Annotated in this window: 18 protein-coding genes; 12 read left to right on the top strand and 6 right to left on the bottom strand. The window is 39.8% G+C overall.

The window, feature by feature from the left end:
• Positions 1 to 56: 56 nt before the first annotated feature.
• Positions 57 to 713 (bottom strand): YoaK family protein, encoded by a 657-nt coding sequence (locus QL984_RS12080; protein WP_290172812.1) that lies wholly within the window; start codon positions 711 to 713, stop codon positions 57 to 59.
• Positions 714 to 856: 143 nt separating this feature from the next.
• Between QL984_RS12080 and QL984_RS12075 the strand changes: the two genes are divergently transcribed.
• The 4 genes from QL984_RS12075 to QL984_RS12060 all read left to right on the top strand — a co-directional run bounded on the left by QL984_RS12075 (position 857) and on the right by QL984_RS12060 (position 3308).
• Positions 857 to 1105, top strand: a complete 249-nt coding sequence (locus QL984_RS12075) for a TIGR03643 family protein (RefSeq protein ID WP_013464176.1) — start codon at positions 857 to 859, stop codon at positions 1103 to 1105.
• Positions 1106 to 1178: 73 nt separating this feature from the next.
• A complete protein-coding gene (locus QL984_RS12070; RefSeq protein WP_290172811.1) occupies positions 1179 to 1559 on the top strand; it encodes a hypothetical protein in 381 nt (126 codons plus the stop codon).
• On the top strand, positions 1560 to 2639 hold the full coding sequence (locus QL984_RS12065) for an endonuclease/exonuclease/phosphatase family protein (protein ID WP_290172810.1): 1080 nt from the start codon (positions 1560 to 1562) through the stop codon (positions 2637 to 2639).
• 132 nt (positions 2640 to 2771) lie between these two features.
• Positions 2772 to 3308, top strand: a complete 537-nt coding sequence (locus QL984_RS12060) for a DUF924 family protein (protein WP_013464179.1) — start codon at positions 2772 to 2774, stop codon at positions 3306 to 3308.
• Between the two features lie 71 nt (positions 3309 to 3379).
• On the opposite strand, the gene QL984_RS12055 is transcribed toward QL984_RS12060, so the two are convergent.
• On the bottom strand, positions 3380 to 4756 hold the full coding sequence (locus QL984_RS12055; protein WP_013464180.1) for an NAD-dependent succinate-semialdehyde dehydrogenase: 1377 nt from the start codon (positions 4754 to 4756) through the stop codon (positions 3380 to 3382).
• A 200-nt stretch (positions 4757 to 4956) separates the two neighbouring features.
• Here QL984_RS12055 and QL984_RS12050 point away from each other — a divergent pair, with 200 nt between their 5' ends.
• The 3 genes from QL984_RS12050 to QL984_RS12040 all read left to right on the top strand — a co-directional run bounded on the left by QL984_RS12050 (position 4957) and on the right by QL984_RS12040 (position 7133).
• Entirely contained in the window at positions 4957 to 5991 is a 1035-nt protein-coding gene (locus tag QL984_RS12050; protein WP_290172809.1) for a nitronate monooxygenase, read from the top strand.
• A gap of 6 nt (positions 5992 to 5997) precedes the next feature.
• Positions 5998 to 6564: a Crp/Fnr family transcriptional regulator gene (locus QL984_RS12045; protein WP_013464182.1), complete on the top strand. Its 567-nt coding sequence runs from the start codon at positions 5998 to 6000 to the stop codon at positions 6562 to 6564.
• A 62-nt stretch (positions 6565 to 6626) separates the two neighbouring features.
• Entirely contained in the window at positions 6627 to 7133 is a 507-nt protein-coding gene (locus QL984_RS12040) for a YgjV family protein (RefSeq protein ID WP_138686745.1), read from the top strand.
• Positions 7134 to 7161: 28 nt separating this feature from the next.
• On the opposite strand, the gene QL984_RS12035 is transcribed toward QL984_RS12040, so the two are convergent.
• Positions 7162 to 7677, bottom strand: a complete 516-nt coding sequence (locus QL984_RS12035) for an NUDIX hydrolase (protein WP_024601537.1) — start codon at positions 7675 to 7677, stop codon at positions 7162 to 7164.
• A 227-nt stretch (positions 7678 to 7904) separates the two neighbouring features.
• Here QL984_RS12035 and QL984_RS12030 point away from each other — a divergent pair, with 227 nt between their 5' ends.
• From QL984_RS12030 to QL984_RS12010, 5 genes are read left to right on the top strand one after another with little or no spacing between them, the layout of a single operon-like run.
• Entirely contained in the window at positions 7905 to 9245 is a 1341-nt protein-coding gene (locus tag QL984_RS12030; protein WP_138686744.1) for a sigma-54 dependent transcriptional regulator, read from the top strand.
• A gap of 17 nt (positions 9246 to 9262) precedes the next feature.
• Positions 9263 to 9472: a histidine kinase gene (locus QL984_RS12025; protein WP_290172808.1), complete on the top strand. Its 210-nt coding sequence runs from the start codon at positions 9263 to 9265 to the stop codon at positions 9470 to 9472.
• A gap of 18 nt (positions 9473 to 9490) precedes the next feature.
• Positions 9491 to 10975 (top strand): sensor histidine kinase, encoded by a 1485-nt coding sequence (locus tag QL984_RS12020; RefSeq protein WP_013464186.1) that lies wholly within the window; start codon positions 9491 to 9493, stop codon positions 10973 to 10975.
• A gap of 1 nt (position 10976) precedes the next feature.
• Positions 10977 to 11438, top strand: coding sequence for a response regulator (locus tag QL984_RS12015; RefSeq protein ID WP_010390893.1), 462 nt, complete (start codon positions 10977 to 10979; stop codon positions 11436 to 11438).
• Between the two features lie 25 nt (positions 11439 to 11463).
• The gene (locus tag QL984_RS12010; RefSeq protein ID WP_013464187.1) at positions 11464 to 13425 is read left to right on the top strand and encodes a response regulator; all 1962 of its coding nucleotides are present in this window, start codon (positions 11464 to 11466) and stop codon (positions 13423 to 13425) included.
• A 32-nt stretch (positions 13426 to 13457) separates the two neighbouring features.
• On the opposite strand, the gene QL984_RS12005 is transcribed toward QL984_RS12010, so the two are convergent.
• The 3 genes from QL984_RS12005 to QL984_RS11995 are packed head-to-tail and all read right to left on the bottom strand — an operon-like array spanning position 13458 to position 17149.
• The gene (locus QL984_RS12005; RefSeq protein WP_138686742.1) at positions 13458 to 14459 is read right to left on the bottom strand and encodes a LacI family DNA-binding transcriptional regulator; all 1002 of its coding nucleotides are present in this window, start codon (positions 14457 to 14459) and stop codon (positions 13458 to 13460) included.
• Between the two features lie 11 nt (positions 14460 to 14470).
• Positions 14471 to 15799: a glycoside-pentoside-hexuronide (GPH):cation symporter gene (locus tag QL984_RS12000; RefSeq protein ID WP_058154239.1), complete on the bottom strand. Its 1329-nt coding sequence runs from the start codon at positions 15797 to 15799 to the stop codon at positions 14471 to 14473.
• Between the two features lie 15 nt (positions 15800 to 15814).
• The gene (locus tag QL984_RS11995; RefSeq protein ID WP_058154240.1) at positions 15815 to 17149 is read right to left on the bottom strand and encodes a GH1 family beta-glucosidase; all 1335 of its coding nucleotides are present in this window, start codon (positions 17147 to 17149) and stop codon (positions 15815 to 15817) included.
• Positions 17150 to 17289: the final 140 nt, after the last annotated feature.

Raw genomic sequence — 17289 nt, 5'->3', positions numbered from 1 at the left:
AAATTCCAGCACATCGGCAATTTGATAAGTTTAGGGTAGGGGATTTTGTGAATTGGTTAAAGCACACTCAACCTATAAACCCGATAAGTAATCGATAAAACAATACAAAAAATGCCGGGCACAACTAAAGTCAGCACTGAGTAATGTTTAAATAGCAATACGCCTACCACTCCGCCGGTTAAAAAACCGGCAATAATTAATACAAAAACAATGCACTTTCTAGTATCGAATGTTTGTCCTTTTAGGGCTTTTCCAAACATTAACCCTAGGTCGGTAAATATACCGGTTAAATGAGTGGTACGCACTACAGCGCCGCTGTAGTTAGTGGCTAAAGCATTTTGTAAGCCGCAGGCCGCAGAAGCGAGTGTAAGTGCGTAAGGGTAAGAATATTGAAGTAGCTGTGCGCTTAACAGCAGTAAAATACCCTCAATAAATAAGAGCGTATCGTAATGGCGGCCTAGCTTAAGTGAACCGCCTGAAAGCATTAAGCCTGTTAATGCCGAGCCAAGTATAAAACTCAGTACAATCGCAATTAAAAATAATGCCGCCTTGATGTTGGTAGTAAGTTCAATAGCTAATGAAGTCACCGACCCTGAAACATGAGAAATTGCTTGCTGTTCAAACCCTAATAAACCTACTGCGTTTACCATACCGGCAATAAAAGCGAGGGTAAACGCACCATATTCGACCCACTTAGGTAGTTTTGTAAACATCCTTTTAGCTCCGGTTTCAGTGTGTAGATTAATCATACACTTAATTAAAGTTAATAAATGAAAAGAGATTATATTTTTAACATCACAAGCAAGTGATGATCGCTAAATTTAACTTTTGCGTATTAACCAAATTTGGAATTAATATGTTTAACCAAGAACAGCAATCACGCATTATAGAAATGGCATGGGAAGACAGAACGCCATTTGAAGCCATTGAAAATCTGTATGGGCTAAATTACTCTCAATTAGTTAATTTTATGCGTGACCACATATCTAGCGGCTCATTTAAAGTATGGCGTAAACGCCATGCTGGGCGTAAAACAAAACACCTAAAGTTACGCGACCCAGCGATTATGCGCAGTCATTGTAAAACACAGTACAAGCAGCGTTAATTTTTCTCATTTCATGTAATGTTCAGGCTTAGCCGTTAATACTCTTCAGTTATGATCACACTGGATAACAGCCATGAAAACACTAATCAGTATTTTATTAATGGTTTTTACGCTAACGGCAACAAACGCATTTGCAGTGCCACACAAAGATAAACATGAAAATAAGCATGCTAATAAACACCACTGGAAAAAGCATAAATATAACCAATACCATGACAAAAAACGAATCTCTAAAAAACAAGCAAGGCATTTAATTCGTCAAGGGTGGACTCCACCAGGGTGGCACACCGGTTATCATCAAGGCGATATCCTCGAGCGTGATATTTATAAGCGTGCTAGAGTAATAGATCAAGAACGAGGCACGGTGCGAATAGAAGTTGATCGCACTATTATTCATCTAGTGCACGACACTCGTGAAATACTCTCTATTTTACAGCGATATAAGGATTTATAAATGCTCACTGTATTGGTCATAGTTACTGGCTTGTTGTTATTAATAACCTTATTACCCCTGTCATACAGTCAGCACTATTTAGTCCGTAGTTGCGACTTTGTGCGCTTGCAGGTGTGCTACCTAGCAAGCGCTGTAATTATCGTTGCACTAATAGGTATGTGGCAAATCGACTTTATTGCATACTCATTAATAGCGGCTGTTGCTTTAATTATTTGTGCGCTTCAAGCTAAGTGGATTTATCCCTACACTTGGTTTGCTAAAAAAGAAGTATTAACAGCGCCAAAAAGTAGTGATCATAGCATCAGGATTTTATCCGCTAATGTACTGATGTCGAATCGACATAGTGAGCAGTTAATTAACTTAGTCGATAAATATCAGCCCGATTTACTTATCACCTTAGAAAGCGATAGTTGGTGGCAAGATAAATTGTCCGTGCTTAAAAAAAACTACCCTTATCAAGTACAGTGCCCAAAAGATAACCGCTACGGCATGCATGTCTTTAGTAAATTTAACATACTCGATGCACAAATTTGTGAACTCATAGAAGATAATATTCCCTCTATTCATATTTTGTTTGAAAATCATCAAGGGCTAAAAATGCAAGGCCACTTTATTCATCCTGCCCCACCGAGCCCAACCGAAGAAGATTCATCGCGTCCGCGCGATAGCGAACTAATAATGGTGGCTAAAGCGCTTAAAAATCCAAGCCGCCCGACGATAGTCGCCGGCGATTTAAATGATGTAGCTTGGTCACGCAGCACCCGTTTATTTATGCAAATCAGTGGCTTTTTAGACCCACGTAAAGGACGGGGCTTTTATAACACTTTTCATGCTGGTTACTTTTTTATGCGCTGGCCGCTCGATCACTTATTCCACTCTACAGGTTTTACTGTAAAGCGTATCAAACGTCTTGCTAAATATGGCTCCGATCACTTTGCTCTGCTTACCGAACTTGTTTATGAAGATGCTAATCAGCAATCACTCGAAACAAAGCCCAGCGAGCTTAAACAGCAAGACATACAAGAGCTTGCTATGAGCAAAGCCGATAAACGTAAAGTGCCTAGGTTTGAAAAAGGCTAGATGAAGTACAGGTATTAGGTTAAAGGCTTTAGGCGAAAGGCAAAATTAATACATTAGGGGCGTGCTTTTAAATTTGCGGGATTTTATATAGCGAGCTATTTAGTTGAGTGTTAATTAGCAAAGAGATTCATTATGTTTAATAAAATTATCTACTTTTGGTTTACAGAGCTTGAGCCTAAGCAGTGGTGGCAAAAAGATGAGGCGTTTGATTTGATGATTCAGGCTCGTTTTGGCCAATTACACCAGCAAGCGAGTGCGAGTGAGTTATTTCAATGGCGTGAGAGTGCATTAGGCAGCCTAGCTGAAATTATCGTGCTTGATCAGTTCTCGCGCAATATTTATCGTGACAAGCCAGCATCATTCGCCTGTGATTCAATGGCTTTAGCGTTAGCACAATCGGCCATTACAAAAGGGTTTGATAAGAAGTTGACGGATGAGCAGCGAGTATTTTTGTATATGCCTTTTATGCACAGCGAATCGAAGTTAATTCATAAGGAAGCGGTTAAGTTATATAAGGGATTAGGTATTCAAAATAACTTAGACTTTGAGTATCAACATAAAGCGATTATCGATAAATTTAATCGTTACCCGCATCGTAATAAAATACTGGGGCGGGAGTCTACAGAAGAAGAACGCGAGTTTTTAAAACAGCCCAATTCAGGTTTTTAGATTCATCAGACAAAAAAACACCGCGCTTATTACAAGCGCGGTGTTTAGTTTTATTAACCAGATACCTGATATTAGCTATTAATCATGATGCTTTTAACATTCACAAACTCGCGAATACCAAAGCCGCCATGTTCTCTGCCATAGCCACTGTCTTTAACACCGCCAAATGGTAAGTTCGGTTGTGCCAGTCCGTAACCGTTTATGTTGATCATACCGGTATCAAAATGCTTTTTAGCCAGCTCAATGGCTTTTTTCTCATCTTTTGAAAAGATACCGCCGCCTAGTCCATAACGGGAGTCGTTGGCAATACGCATAGCGTCATCATTATCTTTGGCTTTAATCAAAGATGCCACAGGGCCAAATAATTCGTCATCGTATGCAGGCATCCCTGGTGATAAATTTTCTAGTACTGTAGGCGGGTAGTAATAGCCTGTTTGCTGCGGAATTTCGCCGCCTACAATTACTTTTGCGCCTGCATTTACCGAGTCTTGCACTTGCTGATGAATTTTGTCGCGTAAATCTTCGCGTGCCATAGGACCCAGTTCCGTATCTTTATCCATAGGGTCGCCCATTTTAATTGCTTTAAATTGCTGGCTCAGCGCTTCTTTAAAGTCATTGTATAATGAGTCAACTACCACAAAGCGCTTGGCAGCCACACAGGTTTGCCCATTGTTAATAATGCGGCCCTGCAAACAGGTTTTAACTGCTAGTGCGAGGTCGGCATCATCAAGTACAACATAAGCATCGTTACTGCCAAGCTCCAATACCGTTTTTTTAACGTGCTTACCGGCTTGCTCAGCTACTTTTTTACCTGTGCCATCACTTCCTGTGAAGGTAACGCCACTAATGTGTTCATGAGAAATAAGTGCGCTGGCTGTTTTTCCGTCAATTAGTAAGTTACTAAAGCAATGCTCAGGGAACCCAGCTTGTTTAAATAAGGTATCTATTTTTTCAGCCATACCAAATACATTGCCCGCGTGTTTTAATACCGTGGTATTACCCGCCATAATATTTGCGGCACTGTATCTAATAACTTGATAAAGTGGGAAGTTCCATGGCTGAATACCTAGCAACACGCCAGTAGGGCGATAACTTATAATTGCACGACCGCCTTGCATATCGCGTTCTTCGTCGCTCAGCATATCGGCGCCATGTTCTGCGGTATAACGGCAAATGTCAGCACAAAGCTGCACTTCTTGAAAGCCTTGTTCGTACACTTTACCCATTTCTTCGGTCATCAGTTTAGCAAGCGCTTCTTTTTGCTCTTCAAATAAAGAGGCTAGCTTATTCAAGTATTTAGCGCGCTCAGTAAACGAGGTTAATCGCCATGTTAAGTATGTTTCATGAGACTTTTCGATCACTTGTTCTGCTTGAGCTTGAGAAAGCAGCGTATAGCTATTGATGACTTGCTCGGTTGCTGGATTGATCGTATCTACTGTGTTACTCATTTTACCTCCTAACAAATTATGTAATAGGGTAGGTGCAAAACCAAAGCCAGTTGGGCGATAGTTTATAAAAATTCATAACTTTTTGTTAATAATGGTTTTTATATTACTTTATACAAAAATCTAGATTTTGTTTGTTCGTTGTTTTTGCTATGGTTCTGTAAATACTGCAAGTTGTTGAAAAAGTTACAGGGAGTAGTTAGATGATACAGTCATTGTTTAATATCGATTTACCTCTTATTCAAGCGCCTATGGCGGGCGTACAAAACGTTGAATTGGCTGCAAGCGTTTGTGAAGCTGGCGGGCTAGGGTCGTTGCCTTGTGCTATGTTATCGCCAGCACAGTTAGTTGAACAGCTCGACTTACTTACTCAAAAAACAGATAAACCATTTAATCTAAACTTTTTTTGTCACTCGGTTACTGATTACACCAGCCAACAAAAGCAGCAATGGCATAATATGCTGAGCCCTTATTTTGCAGAGTATGAAATTGACCCGCAAAGTTTAACCGCAGGGGCATCCCGTCAGCCTATAAACCAAGCCGTTGTTGATATTATTGCACCCTATAAACCGGCAGTTGTGAGTTTTCATTTTGGTTTACCTAAGCACGCTATTGTGGCGCAAATAAAAAGCTGGGGCACTAAAGTAATTTCAACGGCGACCACTTTAGATGAAGCTATTTGGCTCAGTGAAAATGGCGCTGATGCTGTTATTGCTCAGGGTTTAGAAGCTGGAGGGCATCGAGGGCATTTTTTATCAATGGATTTAAGCTTGCAACAAACCACTGAGCAGTTAGTTAAGCGTTGTGTTGAGTATTTATCATTACCGATTATTGCTGCAGGAGGTATTGCAACGGCAGATGATGTAAAGCATATGAAAGCGCTGGGAGCCAGTGGAGTTCAAGTTGGTAGCGCTTATTTATTATGTAAAGAGGCAAAAACATCTGCTTTACATCAGCAAGCTATTTTAGAGCAGGCTCAAGATAGCACCGCACTAACTACTTTGTTTTCAGGTCGGGCTGCGCGGGGGATTCAAAACCGCGTCATGCTCGAGTTAGGTACTATGTCTGAGGGCGTGCCTTCGTTTCCTCACGCTAGTAGCGCAATAACTGCATTAAGAACATGCGCTGAAAAAGCAGGCCAAAGTGATTTTTCGCCTTTATGGTGTGGCCAAAAGTATGTGCCTCGGGTGGGGGTATCAGCTGCGGATATTACGCATATTTTAATGGGAAAATGGTAGAGTTTAATGTCTGATAACCCACTTTTATCGCTTGGCGATAGTTACGAAGTGCTTATAAATACGCTTAAAACACAATTGGCAGGTATTTACCCTCAACAGCTTGTCGCGCGCAATACCGTGTTATTGCCCCAAGGCGATGTACAGCGTTATGGCTATTTAATTGTGGAGGGGGTTTTAGGTGCTATTCATGATGATATTGATGGCGGGCAAAAATGCAAAGAGTTTTATTTTAAAAATGAGTTTGCATTGCTGTTTGCCAATTGGATGACCTCAAGCCCCGCTTTTTATCAATTAAAAGTAATTAATGAGGCAAGTGTAATTAAAGTACCGCTAACACTATTTGAGCAAGCACAGTACCAACTCATTAAGCAGAAGCTAATTGCGCAGCAACTAATATTTAAAGAAGCCAAAGAAGCATTTTTATTACTCAACAGCCCCGAGCAGCGCTACTGTTACTTGCTTAAACATAAACCGCATTGGTTGGCGCAGTTAAGTTTAAGCCAAGTGGCTATGTATATAGGTATTTCGGCCATTTCGTTATCACGAATTCGTAAGCGACTTAACTTAAGTTAAGTGCTGTTTATATAAAGCACTATACACTCCTCATTTTTATGCCTTAAGTGCCTTGGAGTGTTATGTTTTTAATTGCCCAATCATTGGTTGCCGTCGCGACTTTACTCGACTTAGCTTCATTTCAGTTTAAGTCCCGACGCATTATCTTATGTTGTTTATTTACCTCTGTGTTATTAACCTCAGTCCACTTTTTTATTTTGGGTTATAACAGTGCTGGCTGCTTAATGCTTATTGCCGCGGTACGTTATTTTTACTGTATATACTTTAAGCATACTTGGGCCATGTTTGGATTTATGGCAGTGAGTTGTTTAGCCGTTTATTTAACATGGCAAGATTGGTTTAGTGGCTTTGCGCTGGTGGCAACATTAATACAAACCATTGCTTCATTTCAAAATAGAGACTTGCACTTGAGGTTATGTATGGTGGTGGGAACCTCTTTTTGGATAACGCATAATATTTTTGCTGGCTCCCCTGTGGCAATAATTATGGAAAGCCTATTTTTAAGTAGTAACTTATTTGGTTTATATCGATTTTATATTAGTAAAAAAGTCTTGCTGAACCTCAAGTAGGAACGTAAAATGCAGCAATGTAAACTTATTAAAAGAACTGTTTGGCAATTTCTTTTAATAAAAAGGTTTCTCGAATAATCGACAATCCTTGTTTATCGCTATTAGCTAATGTGCGTTCGTTGTGAGCTATCGCCTCAAAAATATTTACCCATTTAGCTTGCATACCATTTTGTTGCTCATAGTGCTCAAGCTGTGCTTGGCCGAGTTGTTCGTTAATTTCGCATACATAACAGTATGACTTTATATGAATAATATCAAAGTCATCTTTGTACCAAGGACGATATTCTTCATAGAGGCCAAACTCACTGCAGATTTTTATATTTTGCGCGCCAGTTTCTTCATTAAGCTCTCTGATAAGTCCTTGTTCAATGCTTTCGTGTAAGTCTACGCCACCACCGGGTAAACTAAAATCGTCATAGCGCTGAGTGTACATTAATAAAATGTACTGCTGTTTAAATACAATTGCGCGAGCAGTAGGGCGAGTAAACTGACGACCATGAGTAATATTAATAGTGGGGTGAATAGTGGTTTTTAATAGGCGCATAACGACTCCAGCAATAAAGGTAAATTATATCAGTTGGTTGTATTAATTACTTCATTGTTAAAAAGTAATTAACTGAAAAGATTGTTAATTTAAGCGTTTATACATATATCTGTAGTTATAATGGCGAACTATTAAAAAATAAAATGTCATTGTTTTAGTCCTGCTCTGAATACCTTTCATTTGTTTAAAGGGGTGAGTAGAATAATAAAAAAGCATAGGGATTAATCATGTTAAATATACTTTTAGTTGATGACGACATCGAATTTAGTGATGTTATTTGTCATATTGTTGAGTTTCTTGGGCATAATATTCAAACTGCAACCAGTTTAGAAGAAGCGCATCAGTGGTTTGAGAATAATTCCTTTGATCATGTATTACTGGATTTCATGTTACCCGATGGTAGCGGCTTGCATTTATTAGATCATTTAAAAATGATTGGTCAATCTCCTAAAGTCACTCTTATTTCAGGGCACCCATCGGTTAAGGGGATTTTAGCCGATATGTGTGAGCCCAATGTAACGCATTTATTAAAGCCGCTGCAGCGAGAAGATTTAGAACTGGTTTTAAATGGTCCTAAAAAAACTATTAAAAAAGCTAAGAAAAACGCTATCACCCATCATTTTGATACCTTAATTGGTGAATCTGAGGCAATGCAAAAGCTCTATACTATGATAGAGCGCGTAGCTAAAACCAATGCTAACGTTATGCTTATGGGTGAAAGCGGAGCAGGTAAAGAGGTGGTAGCGCAAGCTATTCATAATGCCAGTCAATGCGAAGGACCTTTAGTTGCTAGCAACTGTGGCGCCCTTTCAAAAGAGCTTATTGGCAGTGAATTATTTGGTCACGAAAAAGGCGCATTTACCGGTGCCATTGCCCGTAAAGAGGGCGTGTTTGAACAAGCCGATGGCGGAACGTTATTTCTTGATGAAGTCACTGAAATGCCGATTGATATGCAGCCTAATTTACTGCGTGTACTTGAAACTAAAAAAGTAACACGGGTTGGCGGTAATCGTGAGTTACCAGTAAATTGCCGTGTTATTTCAGCGACTAATCGCTCCCTTACCGATTTAGCGCAGAATAATATTTTACGTGAAGATATTTACTTTAGGCTCGCTGTTTTTCCAATTGATATACCGCCACTACGAGAGCGAAAAGAAGATATTCCATTACTCTCAAAAGCATTTTTAGAGCAGTTGAATGATGAAAATGGTACAGCGTTTGCTTGGGCTAACGAGCAACTTAAAGAGCTGCAAACGTACGACTGGCCAGGTAATGTACGTGAACTTCGTCATGCAATTCATCGCGCTTTTATTATGAGCGATCCACAAACAAGCGATGTGGCACTGCCTGATAACCTAGAGTCACCTTTTTCACGAGTAAATAATCAAGCTCAGGAAAATCAGGTTTCTGCAGGACAAACCATTGAAGAAGTTGAAAAAGAGCTTATTCATGCAACACTCGATAAAGTACAAGGTAATAAAACATTGGCTGCACAAATGTTAGGTATAAGTACTAAAACGCTTTATAACCGCCTTAACGCATATGGTGGCATTGGCGAATATAAATAAAATAACATGAGGATAGTATGGCATTAACTAAACAAATAAAGTCTTTAAACGAATTAGTACATGATGCGCGGGCACCGTTAAATCGTATTTCAATGAATGCTGAGCTTATCAAGCTAGTACTTGAAAACGATATGCCCGTCGAAAAAGCACTCGCCGCACTCGATAAAATAATTGTTAATTGCCAAGCATGTAGTGACAGTTTACAGCTTATTTCAGACTCAAAATAATAAAAACCAGGACGATAAATGATTAAACGCAAACAGCAAGGCAAAGCAAATGTAGTATGGGCGTTATTTATCTCCATAATACTATGCATTATTGTAGGTAATGCATTTTTAGCGGTTAATACCATACAAGGCTTAACGCGTACTCAGCAAAGTTTAGATAACACTAATATGTTAAGCACGGCGATAGAGCAATTGCACCTTTCGGTAGTGCAAGCTGAGTCGGGGCAGCGTGGGTATTTATTAACTCAAACGGATGATTATTTAGTGCCTTACTACGATGCTATCGCACAAATAAAGTCTCAAACGAACCATGTGAGCGCCTTACATTCTGAAATTGACGGGCAGGCTGAGCGTATTGCACAGCTGTTACTCTTGGTTGAAGCTAAAATAGCTGAGCTTAAAAAAACGGTTAAATTAGCATTACATGATAAAGAGCAGCGCGCCTTACTAATACTTAATTCACATGAAGGACGCGACTTATATAGAGAAATTCGTGAGCGAGTTAATGATATTCAAGAGCGCGAACTACTGTTTAAAGTCAGTCACTTTTCGAAATTAGCGCAAATTAAAAAAGAAGCAAAGATCACTTTTGGTATTACTGCAGTTACCAGCGCATTATTGATTTTGGGTATGTTTTTATTGGCGAGGCTGAATTTAAAAAATGCGGCCGTGTATCGCGCCGAGCTGGAAATGCAAAACGAAACCTTAGCGAGTAAAGTAACCGAACGTACCCAAGAACTTACGTTATATTCTGATGAGTTAAGTCGCAGTAACCGAGAGTTAGAAGAGTTTGCTTTTGTTGCCAGTCATGACTTGCAAGAGCCGCTAAGAAAAATCCAAGCATTTAGTGATCGGCTTGAAAGCATGTTTAAAGACGAGTTGGGCGAAAAAGGCGCAGATTACATTGCTCGCATGAAAAATGCCGCACAAAGGATGTCTAATTTAATTAATGATTTATTAGAGTTCTCTCGAGTAACAACTCGAGGTAAAGATTTTACCGACACCAATCTAAATAGCATACTTAATGATATTTTAAGCGATTTAGAAATAGCCATTAATGAGTCTAATGCGCAAGTGATAACGGTTGATATGCCAATCATTCAGGCTGATCCGAGTCAAATGCATCAGCTGTTTTTAAACTTAATTTCAAATGCAGTGAAGTTTAGAGCGCCTAACGTAAACCCTGTTATTGATATTAGCTTTGAACGAATTAGCGAGTTTAGTGAAGACCATAATAGTAAAGTAAGTTGGCATGTCATTACCGTAAAAGATAATGGTATCGGCTTCTCTGATGAGTACGCGGATAAAATATTTGTGCCATTTCAGCGTTTACATGGCCGTTCAGAATATAAAGGAACCGGCATTGGATTATCTGTGTGTCGCAGAATTGTAGAGCGACATGGCGGAACTATTACAGCAATAAGCACCCCTAACGAAGGCGCAACCTTCATTATTAAACTACCTGTGGATGCAGAGTTATTCACATTACAAGGAGAGGCATAATATGCCATTAACAAACGTAAAACCCATTACCATTTTAATGGCAGACGATGATGAAGATGATCGTTTATTAACCCAAGATGCGCTTGCTGAAAGCCGCGTTTTAAATGAATTACATTTTGTTGAAGACGGTGTTGAACTTTTAGAGTACCTAGAGCGCAAAGGCAAGTTTGTAGATAAAAGCATCTCGCCAAGACCAGGCTTAATTTTACTTGATTTAAACATGCCGAGAATGGATGGTCGTGAAGCGCTTGAAGCTATTAAGGCAAATCCAAACCTAAAGGGCATCCCAGTGGTTATTTTAACTACTTCTAAGCAAGAAGAAGACATGGTTAAAGGTTATAACCTAGGCGCTGCGTCTTACATAACTAAGCCGGTTACGTTTGACGGGTTAGTTGAGTTGATGAAAACGCTGGGTAAATACTGGGTTGAGTTTGTAGAGCTACCAAGCACGTTTAACGATTAAGCATATTATTAAAACAGGAGACGCTATGTTAGCAAAGGCAACGAAACTGCTATTAGTTGAAGACGATGAAGATGATTATATTTTAACTCGTGACTATTTAGAGCAGCTCAGTTCCCATGTGTTTGACATAGACTGGATAAGCTCTCCTGAGCAGGCAATACATGTACTAAGTAAAAATGAGCATGATATTTGCCTGCTTGACTATCGCTTAGGTGCCTCAGATGGCTTAAGTGTTTTAAAGCAAGCGATTAAGAATGGCTTTTGTGGGCCTATTATCATGTTAACGGGGCAATCTAACGATGCGCTAGATTCGGCTGCGCTTGATGCTGGTGCGGTTGATTACTTAGTTAAAAGTGAAATGAGTGGTAGCCGGTTTGCCCGTTCTATTCGTTATGCATTAGCGCGCCGCGATGTAGAAGATGAGCGGGTGGAGCGTTTAAAAGCGGAGGCTGAAAACCGTTCAAAAGACCGCTTTTTAGCGCATTTAAGCCACGAACTGCGAACTCCCTTGTCGTCTATTTTAGGCTATACCGAACTACTTATGCTCAGTGATTTTAGCAAGCAAGCTGAAAATGAGTTGGGCGTTATTTATCGTAATGGCAAACACTTATTGAGCTTACTGAATGATGTTTTAGATTTATCTAAAATTGCAGTCGATAAGCTTGAGCTAAGCTTGGGGGATGTTAATCTTGATAGCCTAATGGCCGACGTGTTTACGTTAATGCGTGTATCAGCCCTTGATAAAGGCTTATCATTAAAATTTGAATCACTGGAGCCTTTGCCATTAGTTATTCGTGTAGATGCTACTCGGGTACGACAAATTCTCATTAACCTGATAAATAATGCGATAAAATTTACCGAGCAAGGCGAAATTATCGTTAACGCATGGACAGAGACGGTGGCTGAACGTGAAATGCTCTTTTTTAGCATTAAAGATTCAGGCTTGGGTATTGCTCCAGAAAAACAAGCACTCATCTTTAAGCCTTTTGAGCAAATTGCCGATGTAGAGTCGCGCTCAGTAGGTGGTGCGGGCTTGGGATTAGCTATTTGTTCCGAGCTACTTAGTCGTATGCAGGGTACTATTTCATTAGATTCTTATGTAGGTGAGGGCTCAACGTTTACCATTTCCTTATACCCTGGTGATATCAGACAGGTAGAGCGCAATTTATTAAAACTTGATTTAACCCCCAACATGCAGCAAAAAGTAGCGCCATGCGAAGTAAGTGGCAAAGTGTTGGTGGTGGATGACTTACGCGATTTACGCGTGTTAGTTGGCCATTTAATTGGCTCAGCGGGTGCAGATGTAGATTATGCTGATAATGGCAAACAAGCGCTTGATAAGGTTAAAAAGCAACTCGTAGAGGGGCGCGCCGCTTACGATATTATATTTTTAGATATTCATATGCCGGTGATGGGCGGAAAAGAAGCAGCCATTGAACTTAGAAAGTTAGGATTTAAAGGGGCGATTATTGCTTTAACCGCGGCCACCATGAAAGGTATTCATAACGAACTAACCGCGCTAGGGTTTGACGATATGATTGCCAAACCTGTGGATTCAAACTTACTGTACCAATGCTTAGAGTCAGTGCTGGGGAAAAAAACACAACGTGTTTCATCGATACAGCCAACGCCAAAACATAATACTAATATAAAGCGTTTTTTATTAGTGGAAGACGATGCTGATGCTGGACAAATTACTCAGTTATTATTAGAAAGTTTGGATGTAGACACGGATATAGCAACAAGTGTCAAAGACTGTAAGGCGACGCTTGAGCATAACAGTAATTACGACAAAGTATTACTCGATATGCATTTACCCGATGGTTCAGGTTTAGAGCTTGCTGGCTTTATTAAAGAACACTATCCTGATATTCAACGAGTTATTATTAGTGGAATGGAGCCTGATGCCGTACACATTAGGCAGCTAGAAATAGAGCAAGTTTTGCTTAAACCAATAAACTTGGCGTTATTAAGTAAACTTGTTTAACGCCACTATTTGCCAATTTATATAATAATTAGCTAGGTAATATTAACGACTGATTGGCGTATGACTAATTCGGGCTGAAATAAAGTTTGAATAGGCTGTACGCTTTTTTGATATACATGGCTCAGTACCCACTGTGCAGCTACTTTTCCCATTTCATCTATTGGGTAATTAATAGTGCTTAAAGGGGGGTATACATGGCGGGTAAAGAACACGTTATCGTAGCCTATTATTGAAAGTTGTGCGGGTAGTTCAATGCCATGCTCTCTGGCACTGACCATTGCACCCGTTGCCATTTCGTCATTGGCGCACACTAAGGCGGTAATGGCGGGATTTTTTTTATAAAGAGCAGTAAATCCTTCGTAGCCGCTGTCCTCTATAAAGTCACCTTCATACAAACTGTTTTCATCAAACTCAATGGCATGTTCAGCAAGTGCTTGTTTATGTCCGTTTAAACGCTCTTGAGCGTCTTTTTTCCATAAAGGACCGCTAATGTAAGCAATGTTTTTGTGACCAGACTCAAGAATGTATTTAGTCGCTAAATAGCCCCCTTTAATATTATCAAGAATAATACAGCGATCGGCGAGCTCAGGAATATGGCGATTGAGTAAAACAAATGGTGTTTTACCTTTGCTCAGCTTTATTAAATATTCATCGCTAACCGCTTCAACATGCAAAATAAGTGCATCACAATTACGGCTAATTAAAAACTCTATGCCTTGTTGTTCTCGCTCTGCGTCACTGTGCCCTGCGGTAATAATAACGTGTTTACCTTGTTTTCTGAGGGTGTTTTCTATGCCGCTCATCATAGGGCCATAAAAAGGACCTTTTAACTCAGAAACCAATAAGCCAGCACTATTAGAGCAATTAGAGGCCAGTGATTGCGCAATAGAATTTGGGCGGTAGCCTAATTCTTCCATCGCTAAAGTCACTTTTTTTCTGGTTGCATCACTTACGTTTGCATTGTTGTTCATTACTCTTGAAACAGTGGCAAGTGATACCCCTGCAAGCTTTGACACCTCATAAATGGTGGCCATACTATTCCTTGTTACAAATTACTTTTTTGTGTTAAATCGGCGGTGATTTTTTTTATGGTTTTGTTATCTAAGTTGTATTTAGTCATTATTAAAGCCACAAGTATACTGCCAATAGCAGGGTAGAGTGTAAATGAGGTTAAAATACCGCTTTTAGTTGCTTCGCTTAATTCTACATTGGCTTGATACTGATAATACGCAAGTAACCAACCCGCTATAGCGCCGCCTAATGCGAGCCCCAATTTGATAAAAAATACCACGCTTGCATAAACCATACCTGTGAGTCGTTGACCATTTTGCCAAACTCCGTAGTCAATAGCATCTGCCATTTTTGCCCACAATAAAGGTGTCGCCATTTGAGTGAAAAAGCACCATAAAAAATACATTAAAAAGGCGAGTAAAACTTGCTCATTAGGGACAAAAAAAGCAAAACAGCTCAATATGGCAGAAATATATTGCAGATAAATATAAGCCGTTTTTTTATCTAAGCGTTTACTTAAAGGTTGCGCACACGCACAGCCTATAATATTACCGACCATACCTAAAGTCACAAATTCGGTGATTAAATCTTCTTTTCCAAGAACATACTTTACATAGTAAATAGCTAATGTCGTGCGCAGCACCATACTGGTCAATAATATCAGTGCTGCCATACACAATATTTTAAACGGCTGATTTTGCCATAAAACGTGAAGTTGTGTTTTTAAAGATAATTTATGTGGTGGATTGATCACCCGCTCTTTGGTGTAACGAAAACAAATTAGAAATAACACTACACCAAGGCAACTCATAACCAGCATGGTGAGTTGATAGCCCAACTCGTTATTACCCTCCCCAAACCACTTTACTAAAGGTAAAGTGCAGCTCGTAACCAATAACCCCCCCAGCATGCCAAACACAAATCGATATGATTGAATAGAAACCCGTTCGTTAGGATTGCTACTGAGTACGCCGCCAAGTGCCGAATAAGGAATGTTAATTGCGGTATAAACCAACATTAGCAAGGTGTAGGTAACGAACGCGTAAATAATTTTGTTGCCGTCATCCATCGCGGGGGTAGTAAAGGTAATCACGCTTATAACAGCAAAGGGGATGGCAAGCCAAAGTAGGTACGGTCGGTAGCTACCGTATTTTGTATGAGTGGCATCGGTCAGGGCGCCCATTATTGGGTCTGTAACTGCATCAATGACTCTGACGACTAAAAAAAGGGTACCAACAACAGCAGGCGAAATACCAAAAATGTCGGTGTAAAAAAAGGTTAAAAATAGCATTACGGTTTGAAAAATAATATTACTTGCCGTGTCACCTAGGCCATAAGCTATTTTTTCTTTTTTACTCAGCATAAAAGCCACTCATTATTATTTTTGGCGCTGTTTAAGAAAATCACGATACGCAATTGCGCTTTGTTTTAAGGTGCGTTGTTGAGTTTGGTAATCAACATAGACTAGCCCAAAGCGTTTTTCATAGCCATAGGCCCATTCAAAATTATCCATTAAACTCCATGCAAAGTAGCCTTGCACATTAACGCCTTGCTCAACGGCATTATGAACGGCATTAAGGTGTGTATGGTAGTAATTGATACGATGTATGTCATCTACTTTTCCATCTATTAATACATCGGCCATCGCTGCACCGTTCTCAGTTATATATACTTTGGGTAGCGTGTAACGATCATTTAATGCAAGTAGGAGTTCACACAATCCCTGTGGGTATATTTCCCAGCCCATATCAGTGGTGGCAATATTTTCTAAAGGAGCTTCGCTAAACCAATGATCTGGCGTATTTTTGTAATGGATACGAGTATAGTAATTAACCCCTAAAAAATCGATTTTTTGGCTAATAATTGCCATGTCGCCATTTGCAACATCAGGTTTTGCATCATTTGCAAGCTCCTTAATCACTTCAGGGTAGCGGCCTTCCAGCACTGCTTGAATATACCATTGGTTATGATAGTCATCAGCTAATTTAGCAGCGCGTTCATCGTCAGGAGTAAATGGATAGGCAGGGCTAAAATTAAGCACAATACCGGCCTCTATCTTAGGGCAGTTTTTGCGTATCACTTGCATCGCAAGTCCATGGGCGAGTAATAAGTGGTGTGCCGCTTGGCGTCCTGCTTTTTGACTTTTTATGCCTGGTGCATGTACCCCTATTTCATAGCCTAGGTAGGCACTACAAAACGGTTCGTTTAAGGTCGCATAAGAATCCACTAAGCCCTCTAGTTGCTGAGTTACTATATGAGCGTAATGAGCAAATTGATACGCGGTATCGCGATTTAGCCAACCACCGTTGTCTTCTAAATGTTGTGGCAAATCCCAGTGATATAAAGTGACATAAGTTTTAATATTGCGTGCTTTAAGAGCTTGTAGTAATGACTTATAGAACGCCATGCCCTGAATGTTTAAACTTCCATCTTGGTGTAAAACGCGGGGCCAAGAAATAGAAAGTCGATAGGCATCAACGGCTAAATCGGCAATCATTTGAACGTCTTGTTGCCAATATTTTACATGCTCACAGGCGTGATTGCCGTTACTGTTATCTGCAATGGTGTTTGGTTTGCTACAAAAAGTATCCCAAATACATGGTAGGCGCGTGTTGTGGCTTCCCTCTATTTGAAAAGAGGCCGTGGCAACACCAAAAATAAACGGCGATTTTAAAAGGGCTGACGTGCCTGGCAAAGAAATTGTTTTAAACACAATGAGATACGTCCTTAAGCTTGCAATAATAATGCGCTTTACCGTAATTAGCTAAGCAATAGAAATTGTATAATACAGCAATGTAAGCGCTTACAATATTATTTGTAAATAAATTGATAAATTTTCTCTGTATGCTATAA

The sequence above is a fragment of the Pseudoalteromonas sp. APC 3495 genome (assembly GCF_030407645.1).
In the GTDB taxonomy this organism is placed as follows: Bacteria; Pseudomonadota; Gammaproteobacteria; order Enterobacterales; family Alteromonadaceae; genus Pseudoalteromonas; species Pseudoalteromonas tetraodonis.
The sequence above is the reverse complement of the archived record's forward strand: the minus strand, read 5'-3'. Positions and strand labels throughout refer to the sequence as shown.